Source organism: Rhodopila sp., from assembly GCF_965276935.1.
Lineage (GTDB): Bacteria > Pseudomonadota > Alphaproteobacteria > Acetobacterales > Acetobacteraceae > Rhodopila.
In genome coordinates this window covers 107,643-119,308 of sequence record NZ_CBDIBS010000002.1, presented here as the reverse complement: position 1 = coordinate 119,308, position 11,666 = coordinate 107,643, and the positions used below count along the sequence as shown (strand labels likewise).

The 11,666-nt window shown below is 65.9% G+C and carries 10 protein-coding genes and 1 tRNA gene; 4 read left to right on the top strand and 7 right to left on the bottom strand.

The window, feature by feature from the left end; all coding sequences use genetic code 11:
- Nucleotides 1-200 precede the first annotated feature (200 nt).
- The 4 genes from ACQY4S_RS03550 to ACQY4S_RS03535 all read right to left on the bottom strand — a co-directional run bounded on the left by ACQY4S_RS03550 (nt 201) and on the right by ACQY4S_RS03535 (nt 4,766).
- On the bottom strand, nt 201-1,706 hold the full coding sequence (locus ACQY4S_RS03550; protein WP_428483818.1) for a hypothetical protein: 1,506 nt from the start codon (nt 1,704-1,706) through the stop codon (nt 201-203).
- Nucleotides 1,707-1,722: 16 nt separating this feature from the next.
- Entirely contained in the window at nt 1,723-3,087 is a 1,365-nt protein-coding gene (locus tag ACQY4S_RS03545; protein WP_428483817.1) for an ATP-binding protein, read from the bottom strand.
- Between the two features lie 476 nt (nt 3,088-3,563).
- Nucleotides 3,564-4,040, bottom strand: a complete 477-nt coding sequence (locus ACQY4S_RS03540; RefSeq protein WP_428483816.1) for a DUF29 domain-containing protein — start codon at nt 4,038-4,040, stop codon at nt 3,564-3,566.
- 294 nt (nt 4,041-4,334) lie between these two features.
- The gene (locus ACQY4S_RS03535) at nt 4,335-4,766 is read right to left on the bottom strand and encodes a tellurite resistance TerB family protein (RefSeq protein ID WP_428483815.1); all 432 of its coding nucleotides are present in this window, start codon (nt 4,764-4,766) and stop codon (nt 4,335-4,337) included.
- A 177-nt stretch (nt 4,767-4,943) separates the two neighbouring features.
- Between ACQY4S_RS03535 and ACQY4S_RS03530 the strand changes: the two genes are divergently transcribed.
- The gene (locus ACQY4S_RS03530) at nt 4,944-5,348 is read left to right on the top strand and encodes a hypothetical protein (protein ID WP_428483814.1); all 405 of its coding nucleotides are present in this window, start codon (nt 4,944-4,946) and stop codon (nt 5,346-5,348) included.
- Nucleotides 5,335-5,697, top strand: coding sequence for a hypothetical protein (locus tag ACQY4S_RS03525; protein WP_428483813.1), 363 nt, complete (start codon nt 5,335-5,337; stop codon nt 5,695-5,697). Before ACQY4S_RS03530 ends, ACQY4S_RS03525 begins: the two co-directional genes overlap by 14 nt.
- Nucleotides 5,698-6,076: 379 nt before the next feature.
- Here ACQY4S_RS03525 and ACQY4S_RS03520 read toward each other — a convergent pair whose 3' ends face one another.
- Both ACQY4S_RS03520 and lipB read right to left on the bottom strand, forming a co-directional pair.
- On the bottom strand, nt 6,077-8,881 hold the full coding sequence (locus ACQY4S_RS03520; protein ID WP_428483812.1) for an ATP-dependent DNA helicase: 2,805 nt from the start codon (nt 8,879-8,881) through the stop codon (nt 6,077-6,079).
- A 32-nt stretch (nt 8,882-8,913) separates the two neighbouring features.
- Complete coding sequence (gene lipB, locus ACQY4S_RS03515; RefSeq protein ID WP_428484630.1) at nt 8,914-9,603, bottom strand: lipoyl(octanoyl) transferase LipB; 690 nt, start codon at nt 9,601-9,603, stop codon at nt 8,914-8,916.
- A gap of 50 nt (nt 9,604-9,653) precedes the next feature.
- Between lipB and ACQY4S_RS03510 the strand changes: the two genes are divergently transcribed.
- Both ACQY4S_RS03510 and ACQY4S_RS03505 read left to right on the top strand, forming a co-directional pair.
- Nucleotides 9,654-9,739: transfer RNA gene (locus ACQY4S_RS03510), tRNA-Leu, on the top strand.
- Between the two features lie 410 nt (nt 9,740-10,149).
- The gene (locus tag ACQY4S_RS03505) at nt 10,150-10,788 is read left to right on the top strand and encodes a hypothetical protein (protein WP_428483811.1); all 639 of its coding nucleotides are present in this window, start codon (nt 10,150-10,152) and stop codon (nt 10,786-10,788) included.
- A 204-nt stretch (nt 10,789-10,992) separates the two neighbouring features.
- On the opposite strand, the gene ACQY4S_RS03500 is transcribed toward ACQY4S_RS03505, so the two are convergent.
- Nucleotides 10,993-11,655 (bottom strand): CoA transferase subunit B, encoded by a 663-nt coding sequence (locus tag ACQY4S_RS03500; protein ID WP_428483810.1) that lies wholly within the window; start codon nt 11,653-11,655, stop codon nt 10,993-10,995.
- Nucleotides 11,656-11,666: the final 11 nt, after the last annotated feature.

The window sequence follows — 11,666 nt, the reverse complement described above, 5'->3', positions numbered from 1 at the left end:
AGACAGGCGCATCTCGGGCGCGGCAAAATCCGGTGGCAATCCGGGCCTTCAGGCTATCGGATCCACCACATTCACTGAAGTGTCCAATCGGCGGATTGTGGACGTTGGTCGCAGCCAACGCAAGGTTCCCGTCTTGGCCGGAATTCGACAAGTTGCTGTGCCAGGCACCGAAGGAAACGCCACTGTCAGGCAACGTCGTGTCAGGGCCGGCGCATTTGTCCCCCAAGGTGACCCAGTGGCATCCCGTTTACCGTCGTCACCCCATCAGCGATCGAGATATCCCACACCAGCCCATCACCCTCAGCACGCGCCAAGCCCTTCGCCAGGAACACCAACGGCAGGATCTGCTGCACGGCCGGGCTGTCCTGCCCTTGTGCGATCAGCTTGTCGGCCCCCCTCGCGGTCACATGGATGTCGATGGCGGCCGTGCCGTCGGGCAGCGGACGAAGCCGCGACGACCCCGCCACCTGCAAGGGTCCCGACTGGAAGGACAGATGCGCGACCCCGACATGCGTCTCCGGGTCCGACAGCAGGGTGATCGCCTCGGCCCGCAGCGCCGCCGGGTCCGCATCCGCCGCTGTCGCATCGCGCAGCAACCGCATCAGCATCGTAGTCCGGACGCCGTCGGCGTTCAGTTTGACATCGACCCGATTAGGCACGTAGGCGGCGAGATCGGCCGGCACCAGACGCAGTGTCAGGTCGTCCAGTGCCAGATCGATCTGCGTGCTCAAGCGGTCGCCGCGCGCTTCGCTGGTCAGGCCGAGGCTGACCCGGCCGATGTCGCCGCGGTTTACGCCGACGCCCTCGAAGTGCACGCCCTGCAAGGTTTCCTGGACGTTCAACCGGGTCAACAGCCCCACGCTCGCGTCGAGCATGGCGCGAAGCTGATCGCGCTGGTAAGGCGTAAGCCTGGCCGGTCCCAGTTCGCCGGGGCGGCCGCCTGGGCCGGTGTGTGGCCCGCCGGCGGCAAGCGTGCCTCCGGCCGCCCGCAGCCGCGCCGCCTGGGCGGGATCCAGCCCCTCGACCCCAAAGCTGGCGGCGGCGCTCCTGATCAGGCTGTTCGACGTGACGCCGGCGTTGTCCTGGATGCCGATCCGCCAGTTCGCCGCGGTATCGTTTGTCTGTATCGTCATCCGCCGGTTCGCATCGGCCGACAGCGTGCCATCCAGGCTGAAACGCGCGATCGCCTGCTCCGAACGCCGGCCGCCGCCCTCGGTTGTCAGCGTGATGTTGCCAAGAGCCACCGCAATGGGTGAAGCAACAGACAGGCTTGGATCGACCCTGGCATGGATCGCCTGCCGCCCGATGGAAAACGACACCATGCCGGGGTGATCCGCACCCGGCCGCGGCGCGGTCTCGATCGTGCCGGCCGGCGGCAGGCTTAGCGACGTGATGTCCCAGATCCCGGCGGCCAGGGGCTTGGCCATCGCACGAACGGCCGCATCCGTCGGCGTGGTCAACTCTGGCAGCGGCACGCGGACGCGCCAGGCGTCGCCATCCCGCGTCACCTGCGGCGCATGGTCACCGGACCCGATCATGCCGCCGCTGACCAGCGACAGCACCGCCGAAAGCTGCGACCGAGCGGCCTCCGGCGTCAGAACGCCCTGTGCCGAAGCCGAACCGATCGGCCACGGCACGACGATCCAGGGAACAACCCACAGCGCAGCCAGCGGTACGGCAAGGCAAAGCCTGAATGACGGTGTCATGGATCCTCGTTCACTCTCAATCCGCGTCCGCCAGCCGCGCCGGAGCCTGGGTCATCGGCAGCCAGACACTGACGGTTGTACCTTTGCCTTCCTCACTTTCAATGAGCAACTGGCCGCGGTGCCGGTTGACGATGTGCTTGACGATCGCCAGCCCCAGCCCGGTGCCACCGACCGTGCGGGAGCGGCCCTTGTCCACGCGATAGAAACGCTCGGTCAGCCGCGGCAGATGCTGCCTTGGAATGCCGCTTCCCTCATCGCCGACCGACACGACGATCCCGGCGCGGTTGGGCCAGCGGTCACCAGGCTGTGCCCGCGCCGCGACCACGGTTAGCGTGCCACCGTCCCGGCCATATTTCATCGCGTTGTCCAGCAGGTTCTGCAGCACCTGCGCCATCTGGTCGGCATCCCCCAGAACCGCCGGCAGATCCATGGCGATCCGCATCGCCAGCCGCACCTTCCGCTCCGCCAGCCGGGGCTCGAAGCCGGCCACCAGGCGCGGCAGCAACTGCCCCAGGTCGAGCCGCTCCGACGGCGGCTGATGTTCGGTCAACTCGATCCGCGACAGGCTGAGCAGGTCGTCGATCAGCCGGTTCATCCGCGCCCCCTGTTCGGCCATGATACCCAGGAAGCGCTGCTGCGCCGGCCGGTCATCCGCCGCCGCGCCCTGCAAGGTCTCGATGAACCCGATCAAGGAGGCGAGGGGGGTTCGCAGCTCGTGGCTGACATTGGCGACAAAATCGGCGCGCATGCGTTCGATCACCCGCTCCCGCGTCCGGTCCGACAGCACCACCAGGACCTGGCCACCGTCCGCCAAGGGCGGGTCCATCGGCACCGCCGTGGCATACAGGTCGCGCTGCACCGGCGCCGCCAGCACCACCTCCACGGTCTGCGACTGGCTGCTGGACAGCGCCCGGTCGATCGCGCCACGTACGCCGGGATGCCGCAGCACGGCCGCCATGTCGTCGCCGAACGCGTCCCGCGCCGCGGCGTTCGCGCGCCGCACCGCGCGGTCGTGGGCCAGCACGACCACCGGGTCGGGCAGCCGCTCCAGGATCAGCGTGTCCGCTCTGCGGTGCTGTTCCAGCAGTTCGGCGCGCGACGCCAGCCGCCGCGACAGCCGGGCAACTTCCCATGACAGGGTTTCCATCAGGATGATCCCGGGTACGTCGGCGGCTGACTTGTCATAGGCGATGTGGCGCACCGCCTGGGTCAGCCGATCAACCTCGCGCAGCCAGAGCAGGATGAAGGCGCCAGCGGCCAGGATGGTGATGGCCATGCCCAGGATCGCTGGCACGACGTCGGCCCATCCAGCGATCGCAGGAACCGCGAGCGTCAGCGCCGGGACACCGGCCAGGCAGCCGGCGATGACCAGGACCCTCATGGTGGACAATCACTACGGCTCATCGCGCACCGGCCTGGGCGCCGCTGCTGAACAGACGCATCGGGTGGCGCGTGCTCTCGATGTCATAGCCAGGCTTGACCCCGGCGGCTCCGCCCCTGGCGAATTGACCTTGATCCGGTCAAAGCAAGAGAAGTTTGACCATCTCATGCAACCTCGGACAAGGCTGATCGTCCAGCAACATGGCGTAGGCGGCGCCCCAATGGCGTCGCGGCAGGCGCGGAACTTCACCAGCGGCGTCAGGATACGAATGATCCGAGCAGCGTCGTTCAAGCCCGCTCTGGCCTGGTCCATAGTGCCCGCGGCGAGCACGTCCAGCCGCCCGCCCGCCGCCTCTGCAGGCGCATGCAGCCAGGGTCCGAAGTGGCGAAACGCCGCCGGATCCATGTTGGCGTGAAGCGACGCCTGAAAGCCCCGGTCGATCTCGTGGAAATTCATGCCCTGGCAACTGGGCGCGATTACAACGATGTGGTAGGCGATTCAGGAAACCAGTCGCCTAGCACCTGCTCCTCCGTGAACGTCAGGCCGTCGATATCGAGCTGGGGCTGTTCGTCATACTCCCTCAGCGACACCGCGACATCTTTCCGAGCGCGGTGTGTTTCGATCAGGATCATCTGTGCGACGTCACGCCGCGGGCTGGGACTGTCGTCAAGGTCCTGTTCGATCTCATGGCAGTCATGACGAAGCGAGGCTTTCCACCCATTGCGCGGATCAATCGCCGGCCAGCCTTGCAGCCTGATCAGGTGCTCCAGCACCATGGCGATATGGCCGCGCAATCGCCGCCTAGAGCTCTTGCCCAACGCGTCGATCTCCTCGGCGATTTTGGGCCAGTCCAGCTCAGTGCTCTTGATGCGCTCGCCAGCGGCCATCCGGCCCAGCAGTGCCGCTTGCTGTTCAGACCAGGCCACGACATCGGTGTCATACAAGTTGCTCATAAGGGTATCTCAAGCTTCGTTCAGTGGCAGATTGCCATACCTGGATCACGCTCGCCATGAATGCCTTTCGCGGTTTCGGCTAGCTTTCCAAAATGGCCGGATATCCGCTGTTTTCTGCTGCCACTGTCATCGCGGCCGATGCGAAAACGCAGGCGCTTCACGCCGCGGTGGCCAACGGTCAGGTACCCGCCGCACGGAGCAAGGTTATCGCCCGATAAAGGGACGCCGGTGATCGGGTCCCGCCGTCGATTGATGAAAGGCGGAGCACACCCGGACCGCCGCGGCGCATCGGTGTCAGGATGCCGGATCAACCCGCTGATGGCGCGCACGGACTCCGCGTTCGATCGCCAGGGAGATCAGCGGGTCCAGCCCCAGCTCCGCGCGGACGAAATCCAGCATGTCCAGCGATCGCGGCTTCGATGCCTGATCGCCGGCGACGACCTCGCACGCCAGGGCATAGGCGGTTTCGCGCAGCTTGTGCGTCAGGGCAGAGCGCATCAGGCGGCCGGCATCGGCCAGCCCGTTCTCCTCCCGCAGCAGACGGACCGCCGCGTCGGTGACATCCACCAACTGATCCGTGGTGAAGTCCTGAAAGGCTGGCAGGGTTTGCACCTGGCCGGACATCACGCCGATTTCGCGGTCGGTGATACCGCCATCGGCAGCCGCCACCAGGACCATGGTCAACACCAGGGCTTCGGGCGCGTTCAGCTCGTCTCGGGACCGCATGACATTCTCCGCGCCTGTTTGAAGGGGTGAGCAGCGACACGTTGAACCAGAGGGGTGCGCCGCGCGCAAATGATATAAGGGTGGTGGGCAAAGTGAGCCGGCTGAGCGGTGGTGGCGAGATCGACCGGGCGGCGATTGGCTAGTTAAGTCGCGACAGAGATTGTGACGGGCTGCGGAATGGCTTTCTTGTTCAATGCCAGCCTGTCTATCGATAGGAAGCCCTACGCCGGACAGCCGGTTCCGACCTATTGCGGCCTTCCCTGGTTGCGAGACGCCTGTCATAATTGGAGAATGCTGGACCTCGGTGACGTGGATCGACTTGCTGATAAAGTGGCCACAGCTACGCTGAAAGGGGTTAAGCTGAGCAGAGTTTATAGCACAGCAACCACGGACTCTGACGGTCGCGATGCGCTTAACGTTACGATCGTTGTAGATTCTAAATATAAAAACACAATGACAGGAGACACAGCCCTTAATGCGATTGTCCGCATCCAGCGTGATCTTCGTGCTTCTGGCGAGGAAAGATTCGCTATTGTGGACTTTACGACCGAGGATGAGTTGACTTCGAATGGCGATACTTAATCCTGATCACCTGTTCGATCAGGCTGATAAGTTGGTTGCTCCACCACCCGCCGGGCCACCGCGACAAGTCGACTTGAGGCGGGCCATATCAAGCGCCTATTACGGGCTGTTCCACTACACGCTGGCGTCCTTGGCGGACGAATTTGTGGGGGTGACGCAGCGTGCAACCACACGATATGTCCTTGTTTACAGAAGCGTCGACCACCGGACCTTGAGGGAGACCTGCGCCGAGGTGCAGAAGCAGAACCCGCCGCAAAGATATGTTCGGTATTTCCCAGCTAACGGGTTTGGCGCCAACATCCAGGCATTTGCGACAGCCACGGTAGAATTACAGGAGAAGCGGCATTGAGCGGACTACAATCCGGAGCCGCGTTTTCGGACTTCGGATGCCCAGCTCGCTATTGGGACAGCCCGTAGTGCGGTAAGGCGTTTCGGGCGGGCGAGCCAGGAACGTAGAAAAGCGTTCCTCACACTCCTTCTTTGCCCACCCCGCTAATGGTCCGATCCTAACGCTTGGTTTCCAAGCGTTAGGTGAATCGGCCCACCAAATCAAAGCCTAGTGGATAAATTCAACGGACCTATCCGTTGGATTTTATCCACTAGGGTCCGCAATCTTCTTGAAGCAGTCCTGCCAAACGGAACTGACCCGTGCGCTACAAGTCCTGCCGTGGCGCCGAGAAGACAGGAAAACGGGCCTCGCGATCATTCGGAACCTTCATGCCGTGGTGCTAGCGCGTATCGGCCAGAAACCCCCGCGTCTGCGCCACCGCCTCCGCCAGCCCCACGCGCCGCACCACGACGCCGGCGGGAAACGCCGACATCAGCCGCGAGGGCGCCTGGCGGTCCAACAGCACGAACACTCCTTGATCGGAGGCACGCCGGATCAGCCGCCCGAAGGCCTGCCGCAGGCGCAGCCGGACGATCCGGTCGTCGTAGCCCTTCGGATCGCCGCCGGACAGGTGGATGCGCCGCTCGCGGTGCAGGATGTCGGGGCGCGGCCAAGGCGTCCGCTCGAACACCACCAGCCGCAGCGCGTTGCCCGGCACATCCACGCCATCACGCATCGCGTCGGTGCCCAGCAGGCAGCTTTCCTCCTCGGCGCGAAAGATGTCCACCAAGGTGGCGTTGCCCATCGCATCGACGTGCTGGGCGTACAGCGGGATGCCGGCCTGCTCCAGCTCCGGTGCGATCCTGCCATGCACCGCGCGCAACCGGCTGATCGCAGTGAACAACCCAAGCCCGCCGCCGCCGGCCGCCAGGAACAGTTCGCGATACGCCGCCGCCAACTGATCCAGGTTGCCAGGCGTCAGGTCGCTGACCACGAACGCCCGCGTCTGGCGCGCATAGTCGAACGGCGAGGCCACCGCCGCGCGGATCGCCGGCGAGGCCAGATGCGGCGCGCCCACCCGCGCCTCCGCCGCCGCCCAGGCGATCTCCGGATCGCGGTCGCCGGAATCGCGCAGTGTGGCTGAGGTCACCAGCAGCCCCTGTGCCGGCGCGGCCAGGGTGGCGGCGAACGGGATCGTCGGATCCAGCCAGTGCCGATGCAGCCCGACATCGACATCGCGAAGCCCATCCCGCCGGTCCAGCCGCAGGAACAGCACATACCCAGGCCGCTGCCCCGGATCATCCGGCGGTTCGGTCAGGCTCCACAGCATCGTCTGCCACGCCTGCAACGGGTTCAGCGCGCGCCGCAGCAGCGACCGCCCAATCGCCTCGATCCGGTTGCGCGTCGCCGCGTCCATGTCCTCGGCCTCGTCATCCAACCGGGCGAGCAGGCGTTCGCGCAGCGTCGCGAGCGGCTCGGAGATGCGGGACAACGCCCGCGCCAGCCGGTCGGCGGCCTGCGCCAGATCGTCATTGATCGGGAACACGTCACATTCCTGCGCGCCGAACGACGGTCGGGCGTCAGCCCCCGTGGTGCGCGCCAGGACCTGGCGATGCACCAGGCGGAGGAATGCCTCCGACGGGTTTGGCCGAACCGGTTCGGCGCCGTCGATCTCCGGACCTTGCTCCTGCAGGCGGGCCGCCCAGTCGGACGGCGGCAGCGCATTGGCGGCCTGCAACGCGGCCTCCAGCGGGGCGACCAGCGGCGGGCGATCGGCGACCAGATCCTCCAGCCGCTTGCGCAGGCCGCGCGCTCGCGATCGGCCGCCTTCCGAGCCGCGCAGCCAGCGGCGCAGTTCGGCGGTTTCCAGCCCGGACAGCGCGGCCGAGAAGGCGCCGTCGGCGGCGTCGAAGACGTGGTGGCCCTCGTCGAACACATAGCGCGTCGGCACGGCGTTGTCGTCCAGTCCGCCCCACGCCGCCTGCGTCATCACCAGCGCATGGTTCGCTACCACCAGTTCGGCGGTGCGGGACCGGCGGATGGTATGTTCCACGAAGCAGCGGCGCCAGTGCGGGCAGGCGGCATGGATGCATTCGCCGCGCCGGTCGGCCAGCGACGTAATCAGGCCGCCGCCATGCAATTCGGGCAGCCAGCCGGGCAGGTCGCCGCCCTGGATATCGCCGTCGTCGCTCGCCATCGCCCAACGCGCGATCAAGCCGAGGGGGATGGTGTTCTGGTGCATGAAGCCGCCGGTGGCGGTGCCGACGGCTTCCTCCAGGTTCAGCAGGCACAGGTAGTTCTCGCGGCCCTTGCGGACAACGACGCGGCGGCGGCGGTCGGTCGGGTCGGGGATCAGGCGCTCCAGCTCGCTGTCGATCTGCCGCTGCAGGTGGCGGGTGAAGGTGCTGATCCACACCGCGCCCTTGTTCTTCTCCGCCCAGACGCTGGCCGGCGCCAGGTAGCCCAGGGTCTTGCCGGTGCCGGTGCCGGCCTCGACCAGCACCAGATGCGGGTCGCCGCGCACCTCCCGCGGGGCGAAGGCGGCGCTGGCGGCACCGGCGTAGTCACCCTGGCCGGGCCGCGGTTCGGCGTGCGGCCCCAACATGGTACCGAGACGGGCACGGGCCTCGGTCTCCGAGACCGCATGCGCGGACGGCGGCGGCGGCGGCGCCTCATCCTCCCATTCCGGCAGGCGCTTCCAGATCTTCAACGGTTCGTTCGACGCCGCGGCCTCCGGCTGTCCCAGGGCATGCGTGACGTAGCCGCCCCAGCCCCAGCCGGCCTTCTGCATGCGCGCGGCCAGGCTTGCGGCGTCGCGGTTCCGCAAGGTGCCGCGGGCCTGGACAAGCTGGTGCAGCAGCACGGCGGCCAAGTCGGGCAGGCGGGTGACCTCGGCTTCCAGGCCGACCGGCGGCTGGTCGTCGTCCAGCGCCATCGCCAGCCCACGCGGCGTCGGCGCGGCGGTATGGGCGGGACGGACGAAGGCGAACAGTTCCAGCAGGTCGAACGCCGGTCCAGGCCGCATGCCCAGGCGGCGAAAGGTGGCCGGCGCATGCACCAGCATCGGCGGCGGCAAGGTCCGCAGCAGCGCGGCGGCCTCCCCATTAGCCAGCACCAGAACCTCGCCATCCAGTGTCAGGATAGCCGCTCGGCCGTGGCCCGCGACAACCGAGGGGGCGTCGGGCAGCGCGATGGATGGGTTCACGAGTCGTTAGGTAGACCGGATTTCGTGTCGCGTCAGCAGGCGGCGTGCGCTTGCCCGCCGAATACCGGATCCCACGCGGCGCGCAGCGCGACATCGGCGTCGTGCATCGTCGCCGGAATGCCCAGGGCGGCCAGGCTGGTAACGCCATACTGCGCCAGGCCGCAGGGAACGATGCCGCCGAAATGCGACAGGTTGGGCGCCACGTTCAAGGCGACGCCGTGCCAACTGACCCAGCGGGTGACGCGCACGCCGATGGCGCCGATCTTCTCATCCAGACCGGTGGCCGGGTTGGCGACCCAGATGCCGACGCGGCCGGCACGGCGCTCACCCTTGACGTTGAACTGCGTCAGGGCGCGGATCAGCCATTCCTCCAGCCCATTGACGTAGCAGCGGATGTCCTGCGGTGGCACCCGGCCATGCCGGCGGGTCAGGTCGAGCATGACATAGGCGGTGCGCTGCCCCGGACCGTGATACGTCCATTGCCCGCCGCGCCCGGCGGCAAAGCTGGGGAAGCGGGCAGGGTCCGTCAACTCGCCGGGCTTGGCCGAGGTGCCGGCGGTGTACAGCGGCGGATGCTCCACCAGCCAGACCTGTTCGCCGGCGGTGCCGGCCCGTATGCCGGCAACCCGCGCCTGCATCGCGGCCAGCGCAGCGGGATATTCGGTCAGGCCGTCCGCGATGCGCCATTCGGGAAGCGTAGGAGTTGGCATGATCGAGGTCATTGAACCGGTGTCGTTCATCCGCTATATCCCGGCCCCTGTTAAACCACGATGCGGTCGTGGCGGAATGGTAGACGCGCAAGCTTGAGGTGCTTGTGGGGGAAACCTCGTGGAAGTTCGAGTCTTCTCGACCGCACCAGTTTCATCCGATCAGTTCATGCTACACGCCCGGCCGAGTTACAGCAGATCCCCTGACCGGCAGCCTCCGTAGCATGCTTTGGCTCACCGCCAGGCGGGGTAGCGAAGGTAGCGCGAGCAACCGCCCGTAGCGGCCCGCCAAGGTCGGCGGCAAACAGGTTGTTCCCGCCGGCACCGTTTCGCCTTGCCCGCAGTCGCAGCAACTCTGAGGTTGCACCAGGCGCTCCCACATCTCGATCCCGGGTGAGTGACCTAGATCACATCCACCCGTATATGGAGTGGCCTATGCTCCATCAGGCAAAGGGCAATCTGTTTCAGTCGCGGCGACCATTCACAGGTTCATTCGCTTCGACAACGGACAGGCCGGCCCTCTGCACACCGGATCTTCGAGTACGGCAACGCGAGGCAACCATGATGCCGCGTAATAGACCATTGGGACGTCAGGCCGGGCGGCATACAGAGACCTCGTGGGCACCCGCGGTCAACGAGAAAGGTCGCCCTCCGGCACACGAGCGGCGGCCCGAAGAATTCGATCAGCAGGAACACCAATCCAAGCCGCGACACAGCGAGCAGTCTACGCGAAAGACGGACCGGGGCAAATCGCGGCTTGCCAAAGCGAAAGGTGAGCTGAAGGATCTTCTCAAAGGCTCTATTAAGATCACGGTCAAAATAACCATCACAATAACGATCACACTTGGTGGCGTCGGCGTGGCCGCTAATAATCGCCATGTGGAGCAGATCTGGACTGATCTCGGAAGGTCATACCCCGTGCCCATGTTTGCCGCTGAGATTGTCAACGTTGCTCACAAGGTGAGCCATTCCGCGTTTGCGTTCGCACTCGCTAAGCCCATTCATGATCCGCCTATCCACCATTCCACGACGGGTTATAGCCCGGCGTATGAACCTCCGCCTCCACTCGTCCATACCGCCCCGGAAAGCTGGTGTGTACAGACGAAAAGCATTTGGGCCTCGAACCCAGCATTTTTTCCCGCACTTCCTATCGAACTGCGGGAGAACAATTGCCAGCACTGGGGCATTTCCGCGCCCTGATGTTTTGCGGACCGTCGCCGTGTCCGTTGCGGCTGTGGCGCTTACGTCAACTTGCGGGTGCCTTAACCGCCGCCGCGTTCAGCAGCAGCGCCACCGCACAAACTGCGGGCAATCCGCCTCTACCTGCGGCATCCAGGACAAAGCTAGACTGCGTCTAAGCACACACGAGGTCGGCAAGCCAGGGCTTACCTGTTCCGAAAGCCCTCAGGCCGCGACCTTCAGGTGCGCCGCCACCGTGAACGGCGCCTCGGTCTTCTCGTGCAACTCTGCCAACGTGACATCCGGCGCGAGATCGACCAGCACCAGCCCGTCATCCTGGCCTTTGGCCGAGACCTCAAATACCCCCAGATCGGTGATCACCAGATCCACCACGCCCCGACCGGTCAGCGGCAGGTTGCACTGCTTCAGCAGCTTGGGCTTGCCGCCGGCGGTATGCTCCATCAGCACCACCACCCGGCGCACGCCGGCGACCAGATCCATCGCTCCACCCATCCCCTTCACCATCTTGCCCGGGATCATCCAGTTCGCCAGGTCGCCATTCTCCGCGACCTGCAACGCGCCCAGGATCGAGATGTCGATGTGCCCGCCACGGACCATGGCGAAGCTGGCGGCGCTGTCGAAGAAGCTGGTGGTCGGCAGTTCCGTGACTGTCTGCTTGCCGGCGTTGATCAGGTCGGCGTCCTCCTCGCCCTCGAACGGGAAGGCGCCCATGCCGAGCATGCCGTTCTCGGAATGAAGCTGGATCGACATGCCGGCGGGGATGTGGTTCGCCACCAGGGTCGGGATGCCGATCCCCAGGTTGACGTAGAAACCGTCCCGCAGTTCCTGTGCCGCGCGGGCGGCCATCTGGTCTCGGGTCCAGGGCATGACGTTCGCCT

What these genes read in the sequence shown, in the direction of transcription:
- ACQY4S_RS03550 (WP_428483818.1), bottom strand. Translation starts at nt 1,706, where the DNA reads ATGACACCGTCATTCAGGCTTTGCCTTGCCGTACCGCTGGCTGCGCTG.
- ACQY4S_RS03545 (WP_428483817.1), bottom strand. Translation starts at nt 3,087, where the DNA reads ATGAGGGTCCTGGTCATCGCCGGCTGCCTGGCCGGTGTCCCGGCGCTG.
- ACQY4S_RS03540 (WP_428483816.1), bottom strand. Translation starts at nt 4,040, where the DNA reads ATGAGCAACTTGTATGACACCGATGTCGTGGCCTGGTCTGAACAGCAA.
- ACQY4S_RS03535 (WP_428483815.1), bottom strand. Translation starts at nt 4,766, where the DNA reads ATGCGGTCCCGAGACGAGCTGAACGCGCCCGAAGCCCTGGTGTTGACC.
- ACQY4S_RS03530 (WP_428483814.1), top strand. Translation starts at nt 4,944, where the DNA reads ATGGCTTTCTTGTTCAATGCCAGCCTGTCTATCGATAGGAAGCCCTAC.
- ACQY4S_RS03525 (WP_428483813.1), top strand. Translation starts at nt 5,335, where the DNA reads ATGGCGATACTTAATCCTGATCACCTGTTCGATCAGGCTGATAAGTTG.
- lipB (WP_428484630.1), bottom strand. Translation starts at nt 9,603, where the DNA reads ATGACCTCGATCATGCCAACTCCTACGCTTCCCGAATGGCGCATCGCG.
- ACQY4S_RS03505 (WP_428483811.1), top strand. Translation starts at nt 10,150, where the DNA reads ATGATGCCGCGTAATAGACCATTGGGACGTCAGGCCGGGCGGCATACA.
- ACQY4S_RS03500 (WP_428483810.1), bottom strand. Translation starts at nt 11,655, where the DNA reads ATGCCCTGGACCCGAGACCAGATGGCCGCCCGCGCGGCACAGGAACTG.